At 47.1% G+C, this 23161-nt stretch carries 23 protein-coding genes; 15 read left to right on the top strand and 8 right to left on the bottom strand.

What is annotated here, in order from left to right; translation table 11 throughout:
* The first annotated feature begins 24 nt into the window (after positions 1–24).
* The gene (gene ycaC, locus BXO87_RS05955; protein WP_014418745.1) at positions 25–669 is read left to right on the top strand and encodes an isochorismate family cysteine hydrolase YcaC; all 645 of its coding nucleotides are present in this window, start codon (positions 25–27) and stop codon (positions 667–669) included.
* Positions 670–976: 307 nt separating this feature from the next.
* Here ycaC and BXO87_RS05960 read toward each other — a convergent pair whose 3' ends face one another.
* On the bottom strand, positions 977–2149 hold the full coding sequence (locus BXO87_RS05960; protein ID WP_003152109.1) for an iron-containing alcohol dehydrogenase: 1173 nt from the start codon (positions 2147–2149) through the stop codon (positions 977–979).
* An 86-nt stretch (positions 2150–2235) separates the two neighbouring features.
* Entirely contained in the window at positions 2236–3399 is a 1164-nt protein-coding gene (locus BXO87_RS05965) for an iron-containing alcohol dehydrogenase (protein WP_032876828.1), read from the bottom strand.
* Positions 3400–3629: 230 nt separating this feature from the next.
* Between BXO87_RS05965 and BXO87_RS05970 the strand changes: the two genes are divergently transcribed.
* Positions 3630–3866 (top strand): DUF378 domain-containing protein, encoded by a 237-nt coding sequence (locus BXO87_RS05970; RefSeq protein ID WP_003152104.1) that lies wholly within the window; start codon positions 3630–3632, stop codon positions 3864–3866.
* Between the two features lie 51 nt (positions 3867–3917).
* On the opposite strand, the gene yugI is transcribed toward BXO87_RS05970, so the two are convergent.
* From yugI to BXO87_RS05985, 3 genes are all read right to left on the bottom strand, one after another.
* Positions 3918–4310, bottom strand: coding sequence for a S1 domain-containing post-transcriptional regulator GSP13 (gene yugI, locus BXO87_RS05975; protein WP_007408653.1), 393 nt, complete (start codon positions 4308–4310; stop codon positions 3918–3920).
* Positions 4311–4507: 197 nt separating this feature from the next.
* Complete coding sequence (locus tag BXO87_RS05980) at positions 4508–5677, bottom strand: aminotransferase (RefSeq protein WP_029973792.1); 1170 nt, start codon at positions 5675–5677, stop codon at positions 4508–4510.
* Positions 5678–6178 carry an Lrp/AsnC family transcriptional regulator gene (locus BXO87_RS05985; RefSeq protein ID WP_003152098.1) on the bottom strand — a complete coding sequence of 167 codons (501 nt, stop codon included), beginning with the start codon at positions 6176–6178 and terminating at the stop codon, positions 5678–5680. It lies immediately after the preceding gene.
* Positions 6179–6330: 152 nt separating this feature from the next.
* On the opposite strand from BXO87_RS05985, the gene BXO87_RS05990 reads away from it, so the two are divergent.
* A complete protein-coding gene (locus tag BXO87_RS05990; RefSeq protein ID WP_032876825.1) occupies positions 6331–7152 on the top strand; it encodes an alpha/beta fold hydrolase in 822 nt (273 codons plus the stop codon).
* A 24-nt stretch (positions 7153–7176) separates the two neighbouring features.
* Here BXO87_RS05990 and BXO87_RS05995 read toward each other — a convergent pair whose 3' ends face one another.
* A complete protein-coding gene (locus tag BXO87_RS05995) occupies positions 7177–7437 on the bottom strand; it encodes a DUF1871 family protein (protein ID WP_038459646.1) in 261 nt (86 codons plus the stop codon).
* A gap of 86 nt (positions 7438–7523) precedes the next feature.
* Here BXO87_RS05995 and BXO87_RS06000 point away from each other — a divergent pair, with 86 nt between their 5' ends.
* From BXO87_RS06000 to kapB, 3 genes are all read left to right on the top strand, one after another.
* On the top strand, positions 7524–8687 hold the full coding sequence (locus tag BXO87_RS06000) for a MalY/PatB family protein (protein WP_076851262.1): 1164 nt from the start codon (positions 7524–7526) through the stop codon (positions 8685–8687).
* A gap of 122 nt (positions 8688–8809) precedes the next feature.
* Entirely contained in the window at positions 8810–10093 is a 1284-nt protein-coding gene (locus tag BXO87_RS06005; protein WP_015240472.1) for a sensor histidine kinase, read from the top strand.
* Positions 10094–10140: 47 nt separating this feature from the next.
* Positions 10141–10527, top strand: coding sequence for a kinase-associated lipoprotein KapB (gene kapB, locus BXO87_RS06010; RefSeq protein ID WP_015240473.1), 387 nt, complete (start codon positions 10141–10143; stop codon positions 10525–10527).
* A gap of 24 nt (positions 10528–10551) precedes the next feature.
* Here the strand turns inward: kapB and kapD are convergent, their stop codons facing one another.
* Entirely contained in the window at positions 10552–11169 is a 618-nt protein-coding gene (gene kapD, locus BXO87_RS06015; RefSeq protein ID WP_003152084.1) for a 3'-5' exonuclease KapD, read from the bottom strand.
* Between the two features lie 151 nt (positions 11170–11320).
* On the opposite strand from kapD, the gene BXO87_RS06020 reads away from it, so the two are divergent.
* From BXO87_RS06020 to BXO87_RS06030, 3 genes are all read left to right on the top strand, one after another.
* Positions 11321–12565 carry a multidrug efflux MFS transporter gene (locus tag BXO87_RS06020; RefSeq protein WP_007408659.1) on the top strand — a complete coding sequence of 415 codons (1245 nt, stop codon included), beginning with the start codon at positions 11321–11323 and terminating at the stop codon, positions 12563–12565.
* A gap of 89 nt (positions 12566–12654) precedes the next feature.
* Complete coding sequence (locus BXO87_RS06025) at positions 12655–14529, top strand: transglycosylase domain-containing protein (RefSeq protein ID WP_014305709.1); 1875 nt, start codon at positions 12655–12657, stop codon at positions 14527–14529.
* Positions 14530–14550: 21 nt separating this feature from the next.
* Positions 14551–14964, top strand: a complete 414-nt coding sequence (locus BXO87_RS06030; protein WP_014305710.1) for a thiol-disulfide oxidoreductase DCC family protein — start codon at positions 14551–14553, stop codon at positions 14962–14964.
* 14 nt (positions 14965–14978) lie between these two features.
* Here the strand turns inward: BXO87_RS06030 and BXO87_RS06035 are convergent, their stop codons facing one another.
* A complete protein-coding gene (locus BXO87_RS06035; protein ID WP_007408662.1) occupies positions 14979–15536 on the bottom strand; it encodes a YufK family protein in 558 nt (185 codons plus the stop codon).
* Between the two features lie 174 nt (positions 15537–15710).
* On the opposite strand from BXO87_RS06035, the gene malK reads away from it, so the two are divergent.
* The 6 genes from malK (at position 15711) to BXO87_RS06065 (ending at position 23160) form a co-directional block, all read left to right on the top strand.
* Entirely contained in the window at positions 15711–17312 is a 1602-nt protein-coding gene (gene malK / locus BXO87_RS06040) for a malate sensor histidine kinase MalK (RefSeq protein ID WP_003152078.1), read from the top strand.
* Positions 17305–18012, top strand: coding sequence for a response regulator (locus BXO87_RS06045; protein WP_003152077.1), 708 nt, complete (start codon positions 17305–17307; stop codon positions 18010–18012). The genes malK and BXO87_RS06045 overlap by 8 nt, the downstream gene beginning before the upstream one ends.
* A gap of 401 nt (positions 18013–18413) precedes the next feature.
* Positions 18414–19487 carry a BMP family lipoprotein gene (locus BXO87_RS06050; RefSeq protein ID WP_007408665.1) on the top strand — a complete coding sequence of 358 codons (1074 nt, stop codon included), beginning with the start codon at positions 18414–18416 and terminating at the stop codon, positions 19485–19487.
* 141 nt (positions 19488–19628) lie between these two features.
* Complete coding sequence (locus BXO87_RS06055; RefSeq protein WP_070082281.1) at positions 19629–21161, top strand: ABC transporter ATP-binding protein; 1533 nt, start codon at positions 19629–19631, stop codon at positions 21159–21161.
* A complete protein-coding gene (locus BXO87_RS06060) occupies positions 21154–22200 on the top strand; it encodes an ABC transporter permease (RefSeq protein ID WP_012118308.1) in 1047 nt (348 codons plus the stop codon). Before BXO87_RS06055 ends, BXO87_RS06060 begins: the two co-directional genes overlap by 8 nt.
* Complete coding sequence (locus BXO87_RS06065) at positions 22201–23160, top strand: ABC transporter permease (RefSeq protein WP_076851263.1); 960 nt, start codon at positions 22201–22203, stop codon at positions 23158–23160. It abuts the gene before it with no gap.
* Position 23161: the final 1 nt, after the last annotated feature.

The raw sequence follows: 23161 nt of genomic DNA on the forward strand, positions 1-23161 counted from the left end.
TTAATTCAAGGAGGATTATATAAAATGTCTGATCTTTATTCCCGTCTTTCAAAAGATGATGCTGCCGTGCTTTTAGTTGACCATCAAACCGGCCTTATTTCCGGTCTCGTGCGTGACTATGGCGTTGATGAATTTAAAAACAATGTATTGGCTCTCGGTGATACGGCTAAATTCTTTGATTTACCGGTTATTTTAACAACGAGTTTTGAAAATGGACCCAACGGACCGCTCATGCAAGAACTCGTTGATCTCTTTCCTGATGCGCCAAAAATAGCCCGTCCCGGACAAATTAATGCATGGGACAATGAAGACTTTGTTAAAGCCATTGAAGCGACCGGCAAAAAACAGCTGATTATCGCGGGGGTGGTAACAGACGTCTGCGTTGCTTTTCCTGCGCTTTCTGCCATTAAAGCAGGCTACGAAGTGTTTGTTGTGACAGATGCTTCGGGGACGTTTAATAAGCAAGTAGCAGATGCATCATTAACGCGTATGGCTCATGGCGGCGCGCAGCTTATGAACTGGTTCAGCGTAGCGTGCGAGCTTCAGCGTGATTGGCGCAACGATGTTGAAGGTTTTGGCGCATTAATCTCCAGTCATCTTCCCGGTTATCAAAACTTAATGGGAAGCTATATGGGGGCGCAGCGGGACCTTAGTACACAAAATGCATAAAAGGAGCGCTGATTGAATCAGCGCCCCTTTTTTAAATTCGAAGTATAGCAAAGCTCTTCATCTTCATGATTTAGATTTTGTGTAAATAGATGATCGGCATCGCAAAGTTAATTGATCCTTTTCTGCTAAATGTACAGAAACAGGGAGTCAAATCCGCATCATGTGAGATTTCCATAGTTGTCTCATGGCACAGGGTGTTTCACTTGCTCTTGATGCACTAATGAAAATCTGGAAAGAAGGACTCCCAAAACGGTTGCATCTGCAGCTTGAAAATCTATTTCATCTTCACCCCGGCCGGGAATGTATCTTACAGCGACGCCTTTAAGATGGCAAGTACGTCATCTTTGTTCAGTTTTTGGAAATTGCCGAATCCGCCGTATTCCATTTCTTTTGCGGCGATGTCTGCGATCAGCTCAAGCTTGTCTTCACCGATGTCATAATCTGCAAGGCGGGACGGTGCGCCGAGGCTTGTCCAGAACGCGGACAATTTATCGATCCCTTCAAGCGCAATTTCTTTATCCGTTTTGCCTTCAGTATCAATGTCAAACATGTTGAGCATGAGGTTTTTAAAACGGTCTACATTTGTATCAAGCGTGTATCTCATCCAGTTCGGGAACAGAATCGCAAGTCCTCCCGCGTGAGGGATGTCATAAACCGCTGATACGGCGTGCTCCATCGTATGGGAAGCCCAATCGCCGAAATAGCCCATTTGCAGCGTGCCGTTTAATGCGATCGTACCCGCGTATAAAATCGTTTCACGGTGCTTATAGTTCTCAAGGTCTTCCAAAAGTTTCGGCGCTGTTTCAATTACCGTCTGAAGGACCGCAAAACACATTCTGTCCTGAAGCGGCGTGTTTTCAACATTGTGGAAGTATTGTTCAAATACGTGGCTCATCATATCCACCATGCCGTATACGGTTTGGTTTTCCGGAACGCTGAAAGTATTCTCAGGATCTAAAATGGAGAAACGCGGATGAGTGACATTGCTGCCCCATACGAATTTTTCGTTTGTTTCCCAATTTGTGATAACGGAATCAGGGTTCATTTCAGAGCCTGTCGCCGCAAGCGTCAGCACCGTGCCGAACGGGAGCGCGTCCTGCGCCGTTACTTTTTTGCTGTAAATGTCCCATGCGTCACCGTCATATTTCGCACCGGCCGCAATCGCTTTTGTACAGTCAATGACACTTCCGCCGCCGACTGCGAGAAGGAAATCAATCTCATGCTGTCTGCACAGCTCAATTCCTTTATTTACCGTTTCCAGACGCGGGTTCGGTTCAACACCCGCAAGCTCATGAACGGTTGCGCCTTCTTCTTTTAAGATGCCTGTTACTTGGTCATACAGGCCGTTTCGCTTAATGCTGCCGCCTCCGTAAACAAGCAGCACGTTTTTCCCGTATTGCTTCAGCTCTTTTTTCAATTGGTCGATTTGACCTTTTCCGAAAATCAGTTTCGTCGGATTGTAGTACGTAAAGTTCTCCATTTATCATGACCTCCAAAAAAATCGTAAGGGAATTACTATAACACAGAAAAAAAGGAGCTGCCAATCCGGCCGCCCCCTTTATGTTATTACAATGATGCTTTCAGTATCGCAAGCACGTCTTCTTTCTGCAGTGACTTGAACTGTCCGAATACTCCGTTTGCCATCGCTTTATCTGCAATCGTATCCAGCTTCTCATCAGAAATATCATAATCAGCGAGTCTGTTCGGAGCGCCGAGGCTCGTCCAGAAATCAGACAGCTTGCTGATTCCTTCAAGTGCGATCTCTTCATCTGATTTGCCTGTCTCGTCAATATCAAAGACACGGACGGCAAGCTGTTTAAAGCGGGCCGGATTTTCTTTGAGCACATGTCTCATCCAGTTAGGGAACAGAATCGCTAAACCTCCGGCGTGCGGTATATCGTAAACCGCTGATACCGCATGCTCGATGTTGTGTGTGGCCCAATCCCCTCTTGCGCCCATTGACAGCATTCCGTTTAATGCGATCGTGCCTGTATATAAAATCGTCTCACGAAGCTCGTAGTTCTCCAGATCATCGATCAGCTTCGGCGCTGTTTCAATCACCGTGCGCAGAAGCGATTCACACATCCGGTCCTGATACGGCGTGTTTGACGTGTGGTGGAAATATTGTTCAAACACATGGCTCATCATATCGACCATGCCGTAAATGGTGTGGTCTTTCGGAACGGTAAATGTGTTTACCGGATCGAGAATAGAGAATTTAGGGTAAACGAGCGGGCTTCCCCATCCGTATTTCTCTTGTGTCTCCCAGTTTGTGATGACTGATCCGGAGTTCATCTCTGAACCGGTTGCCGCAAGGGTCAGCACTGTTCCGAACGGCAGCGCTTCTTTCGGCTGGTGTTTTTTCGTGACGATATCCCACGCGTCGCCGTCATATTTAGCGCCCGCCGCAATGGCTTTCGTGCAGTCAATGACACTTCCGCCGCCGACGGCCAATAAGAAATCGATGCTGTTTTCTTTACAGAGCGCAACACCTTTGTTCACCGTTGAGACACGCGGATTCGGCTCTACGCCTGCCAATTCATGTACGGTAACTCCTGCTTTTTTCAGCAGTTCGGTTACTTGATCATAAAGACCGCTGCGCTTAATGCTGCCGCCCCCGTATACGAGCAGTACGTTCTTTCCGTACGGCTTGATTTCTTCAGGAAGTTTTTCGACCTCTCCCTTTCCGAAAATCAATTTGGTCGGATTCCAATATGTAAAGTTTTGCATGACATCTCCTCCTTTGGATTTATATTATGCAGAAAGATGACATTCAATGTAAAGCAATCCGCTTTTTTGACGGCACATCACACGGTTTACAGGCAGCGGCTTCGCGGGAAAGGCACTTGTACAGCTTGAGACAGTGTGTGATTTACACAGCGGAGAATGTAGTATGCATAGATTCTTTGCTTTGTCACAATCTATAACTGTTTCACGAATTCATAGAGGAGGTTGTTTACATGAGTGTTATTCAGCGTATCTGTCTCGTATTAACGATTATCGGCGCTATTAACTGGGGACTGATCGGATTTTTCCAATTTGATTTAGTAGCAGCCATCTTCGGCGGCCAAGGATCAGCTCTGTCGCGGATTATTTACGGTCTTGTCGGCATCGCCGGTCTGATCAATCTCGGCCTGCTGTTTAAGCCGAACGAAGAAACATCCCGCGAGGAAGCGGCAAATCCGGAAGTCAGATAAACAAACATAAAAAAAGCACCGAACATACATATCCGGTGCTTTTTTTGATGATTATTTTTTGATAAGGTCTTTGCGGTTGGACTGTTCAATCCACTCTTCAAGCTTATCTTTCAATGTGTTGAAACCTTGCGGAGCAGATGTTTCTTCAGAAGCTTGAGCCGCTTTCGGTTTTCTTGGTTTGCTTTCTTTTCTTTCAGGCGCCGCTTGAGTCGCACGGATAGAAAGGCTGATTTTGCCTTTTTCTTCGTCAACCGCAAGTACTTTTACTTGTACTTCGTCACCGATTGAAAGGTGCTCGTTAATGTCTTTTACGAAACCGTGAGTGACTTCAGAAATGTGAACAAGTCCTTGAGTTTCTTCATCTAATGCAACAAACGCACCATACGCTTGTAATCCTGTTACTTTACCAGTGTAAACACTGCCCACTTCAAATTTTGCTGCCATTCATAACAACTCCTAAGTTAAATTAAATACAGATTATACGCAATTTAAAATTATATCATACAAGTTTGTTTTTCGCAAAGAGAACTTTTTTACATGATCATGTTTAAGCACAGAAAAATGGGGGTATACTATGATTACGAAGGCTTTCTAGTATTCCCCCCTTTTTATTTGGATGCGAACCGGGTTCGTATCTTTTTTTATGCCCTTTTTTCAACAAACCGTTTGATTCTGACGAGCGCTTCCTGAATCTGCTCAATGGATGTCGCATAGGAACATCTGATGTAGCCTTCGCCGCTCGGGCCGAATACATTCCCCGGAACGACGGCTACTTTTTCTTCAATGAGCAGCTGTTCCGCGAATTCTTCTGAACTCATGCCGGTCGACTGAATGGAAGGAAAGGCGTAAAATGCTCCGCCAGGGTGGTGGCAGCCGAGTCCGATTTCGTTCAATGTCTCCACAATCAGGTTTCGGCGTCTCCGATAGCTTTTCTTCATTCTTTCGACGTCTTCCTGGCCGTTTTTCAGCCCTTCAAGCGCCGCGTATTGTGCCATGGAAGGCGCGCACATCATCGCGTGCTGATGAATTTTGAGCATCGCATCCCTGATTACGGGAGGCGCCGCCGTAAATCCGAGTCTCCATCCCGTCATGGCAAATGCTTTGGAGAAGCCGGAAATGAGAACCGTGCGTTCCTTCATGCCGCGGATGGCCCCCATGCTCGTGAATGGCTCATCATACGTCAGCTCAGCATAAATTTCATCGGCAAGCACGATCAAGTCGTGTTTTTCAGCGAAAGCAGCGATGGATTCAAGCTCTTCTTTCGAATAGACAGAACCTGTCGGATTTGACGGCGAGCATAGAAGCAGCGCTTTTGTTTTGTCCGTCAGGGCCGCTTCAAAATCGGCTGGGGATGCTTTGAAACCTTTTGCAGCGACAGTCTGAATCGGCACCGGCTTCGCCCCCGTCAGCGTCACGAGTGATTCATATGCGACAAAACATGGTTCGGGAATTAACATTTCCTCTCCAGGATTCATAATGGCGCGGACAGCGAGATCAAGCGCCTGGCTTGCCCCTACAGTAACGATCAGTTCACTGTCAGGCGAATAACTCAGGCCGAACCGCTGATCTAAGTAGCGGCTGATTTCTTCTCTCAGTTCATAAAGACCCGCATTTGCCGTATAAGCCGTATAACCCTGTTCTAAAGAAAGAATACTCGCTTCCCTCACGTTCCAGGCCGTCACAAAGTCAGGCTCTCCCACTCCCAGTGAAATGACGCCTTCCATCGTAGCGGCCAGATCAAAGAACTTGCGGATGCCTGACGGTTTAATCTGCTGCACGTAGTCAGATAAATAAGAAGTCTTCGTTTCCATTTACGGAGACACCACGATTCTTTTGTCATCGTCTCCGCTTTCAAAGACTTTGCCGTCATGCTTATATTTTTTCAGGATGAAGTGCGTTGTCGTGGAAACGACAGACTCAAGGGTGGACAATTTTTCAGACACGAAGCTTGCCACGTCTGACATCGTGTTGCCGCGAATAACGACGGATAAGTCATACACCCCTGACATCAGGTACACTGATTCAACTTCCTGGAATCTGTATATCCGCTCAGCGACTTCATCAAAGCCGACATTTCGTTTCGGAGTGACTTTTACGTCAATCATCGCCGTGACGCCTTCCAAACCGTCGACTTTGCGCCAGTCGATCATCGCCGCATAATCAATGATGACTTTTTCCTTTTCAAGCTTTTCAATGATGCTTTTAACTTCTTCAGCGGGAATGTTTGCCATTTTCGCAATCGTTTCCGCATCAACGCGGCTGTTTTCGTCTAAAATTTCTAATATTTCTGTTTCTTTTTCGGTCAGCTTCATACGTTTCACACCTTTGCATTATCAAAAATCTTCATGACATTATATCACGATTTTCGACAAATGCTAAGAAAAACCCGAAAGAAACCAGAGCTAAAATCTGACAATCAAAAAAGCCTTTACATTACAACAAAGAAAGGACGGCGAAGGCTCTCATGGAAGCTGTTTCACCGATTAAACGGGCCGCGATAGACGGAGTTGAGCTGTATTACGAGCATTATGAAAATCCCGGCAGACAGACACTCGTCTGCGTACACGGTTTTTTATCTTCGGCATTCAGCTTCAGAAAACTGATCCCGCTGCTCAGAAACCATTATGATATTATCGCCGTTGACCTGCCTCCTTTCGGGCAATCGGAAAAGTCACGGACTTTCGTTTATACTTACGCAAACCTCGCCAAGCTTCTGATCGGACTTCTGGAAAAGCTCGGTATCAGCCGGGCCGCACTCATCGGCCATTCAATGGGCGGCCAGATTTCCTTATCCGCGTCTCTTCTCAGACCCGAGCTTTTTTCTAAAATCGTCCTGCTGTGCAGCTCGGGGTATTTAAAGCGCTCGCACCCGTCGATTATATTCGGGACGCATCTGCCTTGTTTTGACCTGTATCTTAAGTATTGGCTTTCAAAAGACGGCGTGCTGAACAACCTGTTAAATGTCGTTCACGACCGAACGCTTATCGATCAGGAAATGATTGACGGTTACGAAAAACCATTTACAGACCGCCAGATTTTCAAAGCGATGACAAGGTTTATCAGACACAGGGAGGGCGATTTAAAGCCCGAGGATTTGAAGAAAGTGCAAAACCCCGCTCTTTTAATCTGGGGAGAAGAAGATCGGGTCGTTCCGGTCTCAGTCGGAAAACGGCTTCATGACGACCTGCCGGATTCCATTCTGTATTCACTCAAGGATACGGGGCACCTCGTACCCGAAGAGCGCCCGGAGTTTGTTTCGGAGCGGATTTTTGAATTTATTCAATAAAAAAACCGGCGGAACCGCCGGTTTTTAAGGGGTGCAGGAGCTGCTTTCTTTTATGAACAAAAGCTGCTCGGCGGCCTTTTGGCAGCCTTCGATCGGAAGCTTTTGCTCAAATGAAGCTTCAAAGATATCCTGAATGGCTGCTGCCAGCTTGTCGGCACGGTCTTCACTGTAGACGGCATGAACGATGTCGACAGCTTCTGTCTCATAAAAATCTTCTCCATATTTAAACGGGTCCCACTTGGCAATGATTTTCATCATTTCCATGACCGCTTGGCTTTCTTCCATTTTCATCACCGCTTATAATAAAGTTTGCAATTCTATTTTATCATAGATACGCTGTGCAAAATAATGATACTACAGGAGTGACATACATGAACTTTGATCTTCGAGAAAACCGTCTTGGCACACAATCGGTGAAATGGGACAAGGCGGAAGCGTTATTCGGCGTATCGGATGCGCTTCCGATGTGGGTTGCCGATATGGATTTCCGCGCTCCCGAAGCGGTCACTGACGCCTTAAAAGCCCGCCTTGACCACGGCATATTCGGTTATACGTCTCCTGACGAAAACACAAGAGAAGCCGTCGCTTCATGGCTTGAGACGCGGCACGGCTACCGACCCGATCCCGCAAGCATCGCGTTCAGTCCCGGTGTTGTCACGGCAATCAGCATGGCCGTACAAGCCTTTACCGAACCAGGCGATCCGGTGTTGATTCAATCACCGGTGTATACGCCTTTTTATCAGATGATCAAGGAAAACAAACGGCAGGTTTTACATAACCCATTACGGGAAGAAAACGGCGTCTACTGCATGGATTTTGAGGATCTTGAGAAAAAACTGAGCGATTCTGAGGTCAAGCTGATGATTCTTTGTAATCCCCACAATCCGTCCGGCAGAGCGTGGAGCCGGGATGAGCTTATGAAGCTCGGATCGCTGTGCGCCGCCCATAACGTCACCGTCGTTTCTGACGAGATACATTCCGACTTGATGCTGTACGGAAAGCCGCATACGCCTTTCGCTTCTCTGTCTGAGGAGTTTGCGCGGATTTCCGTTACTTGTGTCGCGCCGAGCAAGACGTTTAATATTGCCGGCATTCAGGCATCCGCCATTATCATTCCCGATCGGTATAAGCGGGCGAAATTCTCCGCCGCATTGCATCAGAACGGGATTTCCAGCCTCAACACATTTGCGGTTGCAGCAATCGAAGCGGCCTATACAAAGGGAGGCCCTTGGCTTGACGCGCTGATTCCTTACATTGAAGGGAATATGAAATTGGCTGAGGACTTTTTAAGAAAAGAATTGCCGAAAGTCCGCATGATGAAGCCTGACGCTTCCTATTTGATCTGGATGGATTTCAGCGAATACGGATTTTCGGATGCCGAGCTCAAAGAAAGAATGCTCAAAAAAGGGAAAATCATATTAGAGCCGGGAACAAAATACGGACCGGGCGGCAAAGGATTTATGAGACTTAATGTCGGCTGTTCAGCCGCCGCCGTAAAAGAAGGGCTTGAGAGAATGAAAGCAGCGCTCGCTTAGCAGCGGAAAGAACGCCTTTATCAGATGAGATAAGGGCGTTCGCTTTAGAGAAATATATACTTTTTTTTCCGGTAAAGATGTTATAATAGATTCATATTTACATAGGAAAGGATTTCGCATAAATGGAGATTGTAAAGGATTACCTGCTTCACTTCTCTTTTATTTTATTCCCTATTTTTCTTTATCAAGTCTTCTGGCTCAGCAAGCCCGATTTGCTTGTGCCGAGAGCGAACCGCCTGCTGGTCGCCGTATTTGCAGCGTCATCTTCCTTATTATGTACGGCTTTTCCCATCCAGGAGCTTCATTCCGTCCGTTACGGTTTGCAGCTGATTCCCATTATCGTCTGCCTGCTTTATTCCGGTACCGCCGCAGGACTTGCCGCAGGGGCGGCATCCGTTTTTTTTCAGCTCATATGGTTTGAACCTTCCGCTCTTTTTTTCTTATCCTTAATTCCTTTTTTAATCATCATCCCTATCCAGCTCCAAACGAAATGGCCTTTTTTTTCAAAGCGGAAGAAACTGCTTTTCGCTCTTCTCATCGGCTGCACTGAAACCGCCTTATTAACCGCATCTGTCTTCATCTATTCCGCGACCAATATTTTCAATTTTCAAAATCTATCTTCCGTTTATTATGAGGCGGCAGTATCTGTTTTTTTTCAAGTCAGCGCCCTTTTGCTGTGCATTTATTTGATTGAGATCATCGATGAGAATGCATCCATGCGGGCAAGGCTGATTCACTCAGAAAAAATGGCCGTCGTCAGCGAGCTTGCGGCAAGCGTCGCCCATGAAGTCCGCAATCCGCTTACGGTCGTCAGAGGTTTTGTGCAGCTGCTGTTCAGCGGCGAGCAGCTTCAGGACAAATCCCACTCCGGATATCAGAAACTTGTGCTGTCCGAACTCGACCGGGCTCAGACGATCATTACGAATTATCTCGATATGGCGAAGCAGGATGACTATGAAAAAGAAAAGTTTGATATTTCTCTGCTCGTAAAGGAAACAGGTTCCTTAATGGAGTCTTATGCCAATTTTAAATCGGTGACCGTTACGGTTCGAAGCGAGCCTGATTTATATGTGTTCGGCGATGTAAAAAAACTGAAACAGGCCTTCATTAATCTGATTAAAAACAGTATTGAAGCCGTGCCCTCTGAAAACGGCCGAATCGAGGTCTCCGTCCAAAAACAGGAAGAGATGATTCTCATTCAGATTACGGATAACGGAATCGGCATGTCCGATGAAGAACTGCAGAAACTCGGTAAACCATATTATACGCTGAAAACGAACGGCACCGGGCTCGGGCTCACCGTGACATTCTCGATTATTCAGCATCATGAAGGCTCCGTCTGTTTCACCAGCGGCGAGCACTCGGGCACAACGGCCTCAGTCAGGCTTCCGGCAGCTGTTCACTAGCCAACCGCGTTGATCTTTTATAGAATAACTAGAGAGAGGTGAACGCTATGAATACGTTTGAAATCGGCACAATCGTAAAAGGGTTTTATAAAACAGGAGCATACATAGGGGAAGTGACAGACGTCAGGCCCAATCACTATTTAGTGAAAATTAAAGCCGTTCTGACGCATCCCGCTCAAGGAGATCTTCATCATCCGAAGCAGGCGGATGTTCCGTTTTTTCATGAAAGAAGAGCGCTTGCATTCGGGGAACAGACAAACATACCGCATCAGATGGTCAAACCGTTTGATGGCGAGGTGCCTGATTATACGGCTTCCTTACAAGCGGCGTCTGCCCGGCTGAAAGATCAGCTTACAGCGGACGGCTCAGAATGGGCGGAACGTTCGCTCGACAACTTGGCCGCGTTAGAGCGTGACTATTTTAAAAGAACTTGACCCAGTCGGCATGATTGGGTTTTTTTATGTGGCCCGGCGAAACAGTTCAGTCAGATCGACGCGATCACCGATCGTCGGAGGTTTCGGTTTTTCAAGATATTGTTTATCCCGCTCGACAAGCTTGAATAATTTGTATGTCGTCCGCGCATCATCCAGCGCTTTATGATGCGTGCCCGTCCCTTTATCGCCATACTCTTCTGCCGCTTTCCAAAGGCCGGTCAATGTTCTGTCGCCGAAGAAGTTTTTGTATTCAAGGGACAGATCCCGAAGTTCTCCTTTGAACGGAAAAGGGATGTGGTTAAACATGCAATTTTGCTTTAACACTTTCATATCCATATTGCCCCAGGTGACGATCGTGCAGTTTTTATCAGGATCAAGCTCATTTAATTTGCGGATGAATTCATTAAACGTGATTCCGCCGTCCACGTCTTTTTGGGTGATGTTCAGAAAGGTTTTGCATCGTTTCGTCAGCTTCGGAAATTTTTTCGGTTTGATATAACTCGAAAACGTTTCAGTCACTTCATCATTCACCGTCTTGACAATTCCCGCTTCAATAATTTCGGGAAAGAAATTTTGCGGGCTGTATTTTCCGTCAGGCATTGTAAATTCAAAATCAATAATGAGCAGACTGCGCTGATCCACTTTTTTTACACCTGCCTTTCCTCCGATCAAAAATGATATTTTATGATAGTATATCAGTTTCCCCTCTGAAACTTTCTTCATTTTCTAAAAATAATGAATTTTCCTATATCCGCATCGAAAATACAAATACCGGATTCATTCCTATATACTAATGATTAGATACACGAAAAGTAAAGAAGGTGATGTTATTTCTGTCCGTAAGAAGAACTTCGTCGTCATTTGGATTACAAATTTCTTTATTTCCGCCAGCATGACCATGATTGTTCCGTTTCTTTCGTTATATATCGAAACGATCAGCCCCCATTCGGGCGGGTATGTGCAGAGATGGAGCGGGTATGTGTTCGGCGTCACGTTTTTAATGGCGTTTGTGATTTCCCCGTTTTGGGGCAGATTCGGCGATAAGCGCGGCTACAAAAAAATTCTCTTGATTACAGGAACCGGCATTGCCGTCAGCATTTTATTGATGGGGTTTGTGACATCCGTTTATCAGCTGTTTGTCCTGCGGCTGCTTATGGGTCTAGTAACAGGCTTTGTTCCGACATCGCTTGCCATGATTTCGGCGCAGACGCCGAAAGAGACTGCCGGGAAGACGCTCGGCACGCTGCAGATGGGTCAGGTGTCAGGCACTTTATTCGGACCGATGCTGGGCGGGCTGCTCGCTGACAGCTTCGGGTTTACGTACACGTTTTTTATTACGTCTTTTGTTATTTTCGCATCCGTGCTTCTCGTTTTATTTCAGGTCAATGAGCAGCCGCTCGGCGAGAAACAAAACAAGCGGAAAACCTATTCCAGAAAACAGGTGCTCTCCTATATTTTTCACCAGCCCGCGCTTTGGGCGATGATGGTGCTTACTATGATCGTGCAGACCGGCAATTTCAGCATCCAGCCGCTGCTCGCTTTATATGTCAATGAGCTGCACGGACCTGTTAATTTAGCCTTTTTCTCCGGTATGGCGTTTTCAGCGACCGGACTCGGAAGCTTACTGCTCGCCCGGAAATGGGGGGACTTCGGCGACCGCTTCGGCCACAGCCGGATCTTAATCGTGCTTTTGATTGCCTCAGCGGTGTTTTTCATTCCGCAGGCGCTCGCCTCCTCCCTCTCCATTCTGTTAGTCTTCAGATTTCTGTTCGGCATGGTCATGGGCGGCACGCTCCCCTGCATTACGGCTGCGATCCGCGTCAGGGCGCCGGGCAGCATCCAGGGAGAGGTGCTCGGCTATAACGTCAGCTTTCGTTTTCTCGGAAATGTGCTCGGCCCTCTGCTCGGAGGTGCGGTCTCAAGCGGTTTTTCCATTTCGGCTGCTTTCTACGTCACCGCCTTTCTCTTTTTAATAGGCGCGGGGCTCTTATGGATGGCGGGACATCTGCAAAAGGATACAGCGTCAAATGCGGGCTGACCGGCAGCGATCACGATTTCTTCTAAATTTAACCTTCTCGTATTCTTAAAAGAATGATACGATATGGCTAGAAATCAGGAGAAAAGAGAGTGACCATGGTACGTAAAATAATCGGATGGATTTTGCTGCTCGGCATTATCCCGTTGTGTGCATTTACAGTTATTGCTTCCGGCAAAGAGGTAAAACAAATCAAGCCTTTTGATCAGGTGCTCGATAAACATATTGATTTAAAAGCGATCAACCTGGTTCAAAACAGTTACATGTATGACAGGGACGGAAGCCTTGTTTCTGAGATTGTCAGCGATCATGAGAACCGCGTGATCGTGCCCTTTAATAAAATACCGAATGAGGTAAAACAACTGTTTTTAACCTCTGAAGACCGTCATTTTTATGAGCATAAAGGGTTTGACTTTATGGGGATGGTCAGGGCGGCCGCCTCCAATTTCAAAGATCATAAAATTGATCAGGGCGCCAGCACCATCACCCAGCAGCTGGCAAGGAATGTGTATTTAAGCCATGAACGCACCTTCAGCCGAAAACTGACGGAGCTGGCCTATTCCTATCAGCTTGAGAAAAAATACAGCAAAGATGAGATTTTAGAAGGCTACTTAAATACGATTTATTTTAATAACGGCGTATACGGTGTCGGTTCGGCGGCACAATTTTATTTCAGCAAGCCGCTGAAATCTCTCACTTTGGGAGAAATGGCCTTTATCTGCGCCATCCCTAATAACCCTACATTATATGATCCTCTCAAGCATTTTGATTATACGAAAAAACGACAAGTCAGATTGCTTAACGGATTAAAAAAAGCAGGCGTTATATCCGGGAAACAGCTGAAAAAAGCCGAAAAGGAAAAGATCAAGCTTGATATAAACGAAAAAACAAATAAATATCCTGACTATGTTTCCTATGTAAATGATGAATTCACACAGCTTGTTTCCTCATCTGAAGGCTATGACAAACGTCTTGAAAAAGCTTCCGGAAAGGCGAAACAAAAAATACAGAGTGAGCTTTCCGACAGAGTCAGCACATTGTTAAAAGACGGCGTGAAGATTTATACGGCGCTGAATCCGTATATGCAAAACCAGGTCGTCGCCCAAGTGAATCAAAATCTGCCGTATGCAGGCGTCCAGGGCGGAGCGGCCGTGATTAATCATCAGACACATCAGATTATCGCGCTTTCAGGCGGGAAAGATTATCATAAATATGATTTCAACCGTGCCTATCAAGCATACAGACAGCCCGGTTCATCCATTAAGCCGCTGCTTGATTACGGACCTTACATTGAAAAGACCGGCGCAACGCCACACAGCAAGATTGACGCAAGCAAATTCTGCAGTGCGGATTACTGCCCGCAGAACTATAATAACCGCACGTACGGCACGGTTACCCTGGAAACGGCGTTTAAATACTCGTACAACACACCGGCCATCAGAATCATGGACCGCGTCGGCGTCAATAAGGCGTTCAGCTACCTTGAACCGTTTCATTTCGCGAAGCTGGTCAGCGCGGATTACCGTCTGCCTGCGGCGCTGGGCGGTTTTACAAACGGCATGACGCCGCTTGAAATGACCAATGCGTATACCACGTTCGGCAACAACGGTGTTTATACGCCGAGTCACGCGATTACAAAAGTGACTGATTTAAAAGGAAAAACGATATTAAAATGGAAAGATGAGCCGGCGCAGGTATTCAGCGTGCGGACCAACATGCAGATCAAAGAAATGATGAAAGCCGTCGTCAAAAGCGGAACAGGAAAGAAAGCGAACTTTAAAGCTCCGTACGTCGGCGGAAAATCAGGAACGTCAAATGACTATCACGATATGTGGTTTGTCGGCCTGACGGATGCTTATACGATGGGGGTATGGGTCGGCAAGGATACACCGTCAAGCGTCGAATACCTTCATGACGCAAGCCCTCAGCTTTCGATCTGGAAAAACACGCTGCAGGCAGCTTATTAAAGATAACGGAGGGGATCCGCTTTGAAACCAGCTCAGCTTCCGGACCGCGTGCTTTTGTTTGACGGCGTCTGCAACTTATGCAGCGGCGCCGTTCAATTCATCATTAAACGCGATCCGGCCGGCAAAATCTCATTTGCATCATTGCAATCAGATACCGCCCGGGAGCTTTTGGCATCAGAAGGACTTCCGACAGAACAATTTGACAGCATGATTTTCATCGAAAACGGGCGGATATACAAAAAATCCGCAGCCGTGTTAAAGGTTTCGCGTCATCTCCGCGGAGCCTGGCGGCTGTCAGCGGTTTTTTTCGCAGTGCCCCGCCCCCTCAGGGACAGAGCCTATTCTTTCATCGCCCGGCGCCGTTACAAATGGTTCGGAAAAAGGGAAGCATGCATGCTCCCCTCCCCTGAGATCAAAAACAGATTTCTGTCTTAACAAAAATGGCTAGCTTACACAGGTAAGCTAGCCATTATGCTATTATAAAGCTTGATAAAGATGTACAAAATACCGATAACAAAAGTAAACCAAAACAGAATCTCAAGCAATATAAAACCGATCAGCGAAACGATCGAGAGTGTCGAATAGATTCTGTACACCATGAAAATCAAATAAACGAGCGTAACAACGGCAAATAACGCCGCAATCCAAAAACCATTCTGCACGAGCGCAAAGGAAAGAATTCCTCCGCCTACATAAATTAAAGAGCCTAATCTGATTTTTTTCAGATTGTCCCCTTCAGGGTCATTTGTGAAAAACAAAAGAGACAGCTCTGTCACTGTGTTTGCAATCAGCTTCAAAGCCGAAAAAAGCATAAAATACACAAGGGCGAACGCTGCAAAAAGCGCCAGTCTGATCCCTTTCTCAGAGAAATAATCCAGCATCCCCTGATACATGCCGAGCGTCTGAAGTATCTTCATGACATAAAGCGAGGTAGAAATGGATAATGACGAACTAAAAAGCAGAATCGCAACGAGCGGAAAATAACCCGTCCAATAAGTATTTTTCATATAAAAAGTCCCTTTCTGTAATCTACCTCACTTATTATGGAGGACTTAAAACACATTGACAAGATAAAAAATTCCATTTTTCCTCACTTTTACGAAATAAGGGCCTGATCTTCACAAACAGGCTTTTTCGGAGTAAAGTAGAACGCGGGAATGATAAACGTAAGGAAGGCTGTTATGAAAAAAACATTAAAATTGCAAACCCGATTAACGATATTCGTCTGTATTGTCGTCCTTATCGCACTTTGTATCACCTTTTTCACGATCAGCGTCCAGACCGCAGACCGCGTGAAAGAAGAAGAACGGACAACCGCGCTGCGCACCGCAAAGCTGGTCGCGGAAACACCGAGTGTCGCGCAGGCATTGCAAACAAGAAAAGGGCTGAAAGAGCTCCGGAATTATACACTGGATGTCCAGCATACGACAGGAACCGAATTTGTCGTGGTGATGGATATGAACAGCATCCGCCTCACCCATCCCGACGCAAATAAAATCGGGAAGAAATTCACCGGCGGAGACGAACAGCCGGCAATGCACGGCCATATCAAAACGAGCACATCAGCGGGCACTCTCGGAAAATCCATGAGAGCCTTCGTACCGATCTATGGAAAAGATAAAAAACAAGTGGGCGTCGTTTCGGTCGGAATTTCGCTTAACAAAATACAGGATGTCGTCAGCCACAGTTTGAGACCGCTTTATTTCATCATCTGCGTAAGTATTTTTGTCGGCGTCATCGGAGCCGTGATTGTCGCCCGCACCGTCAAAAACATTATGTACGGTCTTGAGCCTTATGAAATCGCCACCCTCCTGGAAGAGCGGAGCGCCATGCTCGAATCAACGAAGGAAGGCATCCTGGCGGTTGACGCGCGGGGAAAAATTAAGCTTGCCAATGCAGAGGCGAAACGACTTTTTATTAAAATGGGTATTCCGACTAATCCGGTCGATCAAGATGTGAACGATATTCTCCCGAAAAGCCGGCTGAAACAGGTGATTGAAACGAAAAAACCGCTTCAGGACAGAGATATCCGCATTAACGGACTTGAGCTGGTCTTTAATGAAGTTCCGATTCATCTGAAAGGACAAACCGTCGGAGCGATCGCCACGTTCAGGGACAAAACGGAGGTCAAACATTTAGCAGAACAGCTGTCCGGTGTTAAAATGTATGCAAACGCATTAAGAGCCCAGTCTCATGAATTCATGAATAAGCTTCATGTCATTTTAGGGCTTGTCCAGTTAAAAGAATACGATGATCTCGGCACTTACATTAAAGACATTGCCATTCAGCAGAAGACGGAAACAAGCGAGATTATAAGTGATGTCAAAAGTCCGGTTCTCGCAGGGTTTCTTCTGGGAAAACAAAGCTACATACGCGAGCAGGGCGCTGATCTGGACATTCAGCTCGGCAGCCTGATTCCGAATGCGGCGGATCCGGCCGTCATCCATGAGCTCATTACGATTATCGGAAACCTGTTAAACAACGCGCTCGACGCGGTGGCGCAGATGCCGAAAAAAAACATTACGTGCTCGATGCGGTTTCAGGATCGCCAGCTTGACATAGAGATTACGGATACGGGAGCCGGAATGTCTGCGGCAGACCAAGCCCGTATTTTTGAACAAGGTTATTCCACGAAAGGGACAAACCGGGGGTTCGGCCTCTATTTCACCCAGCAGGCAACAGAAAATTTAAAAGGCCATATGATTGTGACAAGTGAAAAGAATGAAGGAACGACTTTCAGTCTTCGCATTCCGTATGAACCGAAGGAGGAAAATGATGATTAATGTACTCATAGTTGAAGACGACCCCATGGTGGGTGAATTAAATAAACGCTATCTCAGCCAGATTGAAGGATTTCAGCTGAAAGGGATCGCATCATCCTTTCAAAGCGCGCTGCACGTGCTGAGCGAGCATCATATCGATCTCATCCTTCTTGACATTTACATGCCGGGAAAAAACGGGCTTGAGCTTTTAACGGAAATCCGCAAGCAGAATGAATCGGTTGATGTCATCGTCATTTCGGCCGCAAGCGAGCTGGACGTCATTAAAAAAACGCTTCGGTACGGCGCCGTCGATTATTTAATCAAACCATTTGAATTTGACCGCTTTCAAACCGCTCTTTCCGACTACAGACGCAAGCAGAAAGTTTATCAATCACACAGAAGCATGACACAGAAAGAATTGGATGCCGAGCTTTTTCAAAAGAAAGAAGCGGCGGAAAAGGTTCACCTTCCGAAGGGATTGACAAAGAGCACGCTTAAACTCATCTGGGCGAGCATTGAGTCTTTCGGCGACGGCTCTTTTACCACGGAAGATCTCGCCAAGCATACTGAAATCTCGCAAGTCTCCATCCGGAAATACCTTAAATTTCTGGAAGACATACAAGTGCTGAATGTAGAGATGGCGTACGGCACGATCGGCAGACCCGTCTTTCAATATCATATCAACACCGGCAATGTCAGCAGCATCAAACAATATTTATAATGTCAAAAAGCGCCGTTTCGCTGTGAACGGTGCTTTTTTACTGTCATATCCCGTGACAAAAGGCTTGAGATTCCTTTTTGATATGCTATATAAGGATAATGACCCGGCTGATCCTCCTCTGTTTTATCCAGATGAGGAAGCCGATTCATAAAATTGATATTTTTTAAAAAATAAGCAAATTTCTATTTATTTATGGCGGGTAAAATGATAAATTATGATTGGTTAGCAGATCTTTTCAGATAAGTCATAAGTCCCGAACCCGGAAGAGACAGCCGCTCAAGGCGGGAAAAAGAGAGACGTCTCATCATTATTATCAGAAAGTTTTTTCGATTCTGCATCCGGCACGGGGACTCAAGTCTGAATTGAACGGCACAGCCATATTTTACAGGGGGGTTATATCTTTGAAAAAACGCAAAATCGGAATGGCGATGGCGCTCATCGCAGCGGCCGGAACCATATTAAGCGCATGCGGTTCAAGTGACAAAGCAAACGGCTCCGGCAGCAAAAACTTTACCGTCGGCATGGTAACGGATATCGGCGGTGTTGATGACAAATCATTTAACCAGTCCGCCTGGGAAGGCATCCAGGCATTCGGAAAAGACAACGGGCTTACAAAAGGCAAAAGCGGTTTTGACTATCTTCAATCAAAATCAGATGCAGATTATACAACGAACTTAAATAAATTAGCGCGGGAACACTTTGACCTGATTTACGGCGTCGGGTATCTGATGCAGGATTCCATCAGCGAAATCGCCGATCAGCGCAAAGACACAAATTTTGCGATCATTGACGCCGTTGTCAAAAAAGACAACGTGGCAAGCCTTACATTTAAAGAGCAGGAAGGCTCATTCCTCGTGGGAGCGGCCGCTGCGCTATCGAGCAAAACGGGAAAAGTCGGATTCGTGGGCGGAATGGAGTCTGAATTGATCAAAAAATTCGAAATCGGCTTCCGCGCGGGTGTACAAGCCGCAAATCCGAAAGCGACCGTCGAAGTGAAATATGCGGGCGGGTTTGACAAAGCCGATGTCGGCAAGGCGACGGCTGAAAGCATGTACAAATCAGGCGTTGACGTCATTTATCACGCGGCCGGCGCAACGGGAACGGGCGTCTTCACAGAAGCGAAAAATCTGAAAAAAGAAGATCCGAAGCGGAACGTATGGGTTATCGGTGTTGATAAAGACCAGTACGCGGAAGGCCAAGTCAAAGGCACAAAAGACAATGTCACTCTCACATCAATGGTCAAAAAAGTGGATACTGCCGTGGAGGACTTAACGAAAAAAGCGAGTGACGGTAAATTCCCGGGCGGCAAAACATTAACATACGGTTTGGCGCAAGATGCAGTCGGCATCTCGGATCATAAGGAGAACCTTTCTGACGATGTCATCAAAGCAACAGACGATTGGAAGAAGAAAATCGCGGACGGACTCGAGATCCCTTCAACTGAAAAAGAATTGAAATCCTTCAAGGCTGAGTAAGAACCAGGGGATAAGGAGACTTCCGTGCTTATCCCCTCTCTTTTTTGAAAAGAGCGGTGAAGGAAAAGCTGCATCTCTTGCAGCTTTTCTTTTGCCAAGCTCTTTCTCATCAAAGTATCTCTGAAAAGGAGCGACAAATCGGTGGATTATATCATTGAAATGCTTAATATACGCAAGGAATTTCCCGGAATCGTCGCCAATGATGACGTCACGCTTCAAGTGAAAAAAGGCGAAATACACGCCCTTCTCGGTGAAAACGGCGCCGGAAAATCGACACTCATGAACGTTTTATTCGGCCTGTATCAGCCGGAAAAAGGCGAGATCCGGGTGCGTGGCGAACGCGTTCACATCAACAGTCCGAACAAAGCCAACGATCTCGGCATCGGGATGGTGCACCAGCATTTTATGCTTGTGGATACCTTCACCGTCTCAGAAAATATCATTCTCGGAAAAGAGCCGAAAACTTTCGGCCGAATTGACAGACAGCGCGCCGACCGGGACGTGCGCGATATTTCCGACCGTTACGGCCTGCACATTGATCCTGAAGCCAAAGTTGCCGATATCTCCGTCGGTATGCAGCAGCGGGCGGAAATATTAAAGACCCTCTACCGGGGCGCCGACATTCTCATTTTTGACGAGCCGACCGCGGTGCTGACTCCGCACGAAATTCAAGAACTGATTCAGATTATGAAAAATCTTGTCAATGAAGGAAAATCAATTATCCTCATCACCCACAAATTAAAAGAGATTATGGAAGTCTGCGACCGTGTCACCATCATCCGGAAAGGAAAAGGCATTACAACACTTGATGTCGCACATACGGATCAAGATGAACTGGCAAGCCTTATGGTCGGACGCGAAGTGTCATTCAAGACGGATAAACAGCCGGCCGAACCAAAACAGGAAGTGCTCTCACTTTCTGATGTAACGGTGAAAGACGCGCGCGGCGTTGAGGCGGTCAAACAGCTCTCCCTCTCTGTCAGAGCCGGTGAAATCGTCGGCATTGCGGGCGTTGACGGAAACGGCCAGTCTGAATTAATTGAAGCCATTACAGGTCTCAGAAAAACAAATGCCGGCACGATCATGTTAAACGGCAAACAGCTCCAAAACATGCCGCCCAGGAAAGTCACTGAAGCAGGAATCGGGCATATTCCGCAGGACAGGCATAAACACGGGCTCGTCCTTGATTTTCCGATCGGAGAAAATATCGTGCTGCAAAGTTATTACCAAAAGCCCTACTCTTCTTTCGGCATATTAAATAAACACACGATTTATGACAAAGCGCGAAGCCTGATTGAAGAATACGATGTCAGAACACCTGATGAATATACGCCTGCGCGCGCTCTCTCCGGGGGGAATCAGCAAAAGGCCATTATCGGCCGGGAAGTGGACAGAAATCCGGATCTTTTAATTGCGGCCCAGCCGACGCGGGGACTCGATGTCGGCGCGATTGAATTCGTCCATAAAAAGCTCATTGAGCAGCGTGATGCCGGTAAAGCGGTGCTTCTGTTATCTTTTGAACTTGATGAAATAATGAATCTCAGCGATCGCATCGCCGTCATCTTTGAAGGCAGCATCATCGCAAACGTCAATCCGCTTGAAACAAACGAGCAGGAGCTCGGACTTTTAATGGCGGGTAGTAAGCAAATGGAGGCGGGGAAAACACATGATTAATCGACTTTCTCATCTGGCTGTGCCGCTGATTGCGATCATCCTTGGGTTAGCTGCGGGTGCGGTCATCATGCTCGCCAGCGGCTACAATGTCGTAAGCGGGTATTCGGCTCTTTGGAGCGGCATTTTCGGTGAAGTGTATTACATCGGGGAATCGATCCGGCAGATTACGCCATATATTTTGTCCGGATTGGCCGTGGCATTCGCATTTCGGACCGGCCTTTTTAATATCGGGGTTGAAGGACAGCTCCTTGTCGGCTGGACCGCCGCGGTGTGGGTCGGCGCTTCCTTTGACGCCCCCGCTTACATCCACCTTCCGCTTTCGTTATTGGCGGCTGCGGCTGCGGGCGGCATTTGGGGCCTGATTCCCGGATTTTTAAAAGCCCGTTTTTTTGTCCACGAAGTGATTGTCACGATCATGATGAATTATATCGCTCTTCATTTAACCAATTATCTCATTTCCGATGTCATGACGGACCACCGGGACAAAACAGACAAAATTCATGAAAGCGCGTCGCTCCGCTCGCCGTTTTTAGAGCAGCTGACAGATTACTCCCGCCTTCACTGGGGCATTCTGATCGCTCTGTTTGCCGCAGTCCTCATGTGGTTTATCATTCATAAAACAAAAAGCGGATTTGAATTCCGGGCTGTCGGCTTTAACCAGCACGCCGCACAATACGCCGGAATGAGCGTCAGAAAAAATATGATGTACGCCATGATGATTTCCGGCGCCTTCGCAGGGCTTGCCGGCGCGATGGAAGGACTCGGAACCTTTCAATATGCGGCGGTTAAGGGCGCCTTTACCGGCGTCGGCTTCGACGGCATTGCGGTTGCGCTTCTCGGCGGCAGCACGGCAATCGGCGTTGTTCTGGCGGCATGTCTTCTCGGCGGCCTTAAAGTCGGGGCATTAAATATGCCGATTGAATCCGGGGTGCCTTCTGAAGTCGTTGACATCGTCATCGCCATTATTATTTTGTTTGTGGCATCAAGCTACGCCATCCGTCTCATCCTTGATAAATTGAAGAAAAAGGGGGCGAAGTAAGTGGACTTCCTGCAGATTTTATCCATTATTGTCCCGGCAACACTCGTATATGCGGCTCCGCTTATTTTAACCGCTCTCGGCGGCGTGTTTTCTGAAAGATCGGGGGTTGTCAACATCGGTCTTGAAGGACTGATGATTATCGGCGCCTTTACAAGCGTCATGTTCAACTTATTTTTCGGACGCGAGCTTGGCGGCTCCGCTCCGTGGCTCGCCTTGGCTGCGGCTATGATTGCCGGCGGACTGTTCTCACTGATCCACGCGGCTGCCGCGGTTTCTTTCCGCGCCGATCAGACGGTAACCGGTGTGGCGATCAATATGCTCGCGTTAGGAGCAACACTGTTTATCGTCAAGCTGATCTACGGGAAGGCGCAGACTGATAAAATCCCGGAGCCCTTTTACAAAACGAACATTCCCGGGTTAAGCGATATTCCGGTTTTAGGAAAGATTTTCTTTTCTGACGTATATTATACGTCGATTTTAGCCATCGTACTGGCCTTTGTTTCCTGGTTTATTTTATTCAAAACGCCGTTCGGCCTTCGCATCCGTTCTGTCGGGGAACATCCGATGGCGGCCGATACGATGGGAATCAACGTGTTCGGCATGCGCTATATCGGCGTCATGATCAGCGGGCTGTTCGGCGGGCTCGGCGGCGGTGTGTATGCTTCCACGATCGCGCTTGATTTCACGCACTCCACTATTTCCGGACAAGGCTTTATCGCTCTCGCCGCGCTGGTTTTCGGCAAATGGCATCCGATCGGCGCGCTCGGGGCTGCGCTGTTCTTCGGGTTTGCGCAGAGTTTGAGCATTATCGGCTCGCTTTTGCCCCTGTTCAAAGACATTCCGAATGTATACATGCTGATGGCTCCTTACATTCTGACCATTCTCGCGCTTGCCGGCTTCATCGGCCGAGCGGATGCGCCTAAAGCCAACGGCATCCCTTATATTAAAGGAAAACGCTGAT

The sequence above is a fragment of the Bacillus sp. GZB genome (assembly GCF_001975995.1).
Lineage (GTDB): Bacteria > Bacillota > Bacilli > Bacillales > Bacillaceae > Bacillus > Bacillus velezensis.

What these genes read in the sequence shown, in the direction of transcription:
- ycaC (WP_014418745.1), top strand. Translation starts at nt 25, where the DNA reads ATGTCTGATCTTTATTCCCGTCTTTCAAAAGATGATGCTGCCGTGCTT.
- BXO87_RS05960 (WP_003152109.1), bottom strand. Translation starts at nt 2,149, where the DNA reads ATGGAGAACTTTACGTACTACAATCCGACGAAACTGATTTTCGGAAAA.
- BXO87_RS05965 (WP_032876828.1), bottom strand. Translation starts at nt 3,399, where the DNA reads ATGCAAAACTTTACATATTGGAATCCGACCAAATTGATTTTCGGAAAG.
- BXO87_RS05970 (WP_003152104.1), top strand. Translation starts at nt 3,630, where the DNA reads ATGAGTGTTATTCAGCGTATCTGTCTCGTATTAACGATTATCGGCGCT.
- yugI (WP_007408653.1), bottom strand. Translation starts at nt 4,310, where the DNA reads ATGGCAGCAAAATTTGAAGTGGGCAGTGTTTACACTGGTAAAGTAACA.
- BXO87_RS05980 (WP_029973792.1), bottom strand. Translation starts at nt 5,677, where the DNA reads ATGGAAACGAAGACTTCTTATTTATCTGACTACGTGCAGCAGATTAAA.
- BXO87_RS05985 (WP_003152098.1), bottom strand. Translation starts at nt 6,178, where the DNA reads ATGAAGCTGACCGAAAAAGAAACAGAAATATTAGAAATTTTAGACGAA.
- BXO87_RS05990 (WP_032876825.1), top strand. Translation starts at nt 6,331, where the DNA reads ATGGAAGCTGTTTCACCGATTAAACGGGCCGCGATAGACGGAGTTGAG.
- BXO87_RS05995 (WP_038459646.1), bottom strand. Translation starts at nt 7,437, where the DNA reads ATGGAAGAAAGCCAAGCGGTCATGGAAATGATGAAAATCATTGCCAAG.
- BXO87_RS06000 (WP_076851262.1), top strand. Translation starts at nt 7,524, where the DNA reads ATGAACTTTGATCTTCGAGAAAACCGTCTTGGCACACAATCGGTGAAA.
- BXO87_RS06005 (WP_015240472.1), top strand. Translation starts at nt 8,810, where the DNA reads ATGGAGATTGTAAAGGATTACCTGCTTCACTTCTCTTTTATTTTATTC.
- kapB (WP_015240473.1), top strand. Translation starts at nt 10,141, where the DNA reads ATGAATACGTTTGAAATCGGCACAATCGTAAAAGGGTTTTATAAAACA.
- BXO87_RS06020 (WP_007408659.1), top strand. Translation starts at nt 11,321, where the DNA reads ATGATTAGATACACGAAAAGTAAAGAAGGTGATGTTATTTCTGTCCGT.
- BXO87_RS06035 (WP_007408662.1), bottom strand. Translation starts at nt 15,536, where the DNA reads ATGAAAAATACTTATTGGACGGGTTATTTTCCGCTCGTTGCGATTCTG.
- malK (WP_003152078.1), top strand. Translation starts at nt 15,711, where the DNA reads ATGAAAAAAACATTAAAATTGCAAACCCGATTAACGATATTCGTCTGT.
- BXO87_RS06045 (WP_003152077.1), top strand. Translation starts at nt 17,305, where the DNA reads ATGATTAATGTACTCATAGTTGAAGACGACCCCATGGTGGGTGAATTA.
- BXO87_RS06060 (WP_012118308.1), top strand. Translation starts at nt 21,154, where the DNA reads ATGATTAATCGACTTTCTCATCTGGCTGTGCCGCTGATTGCGATCATC.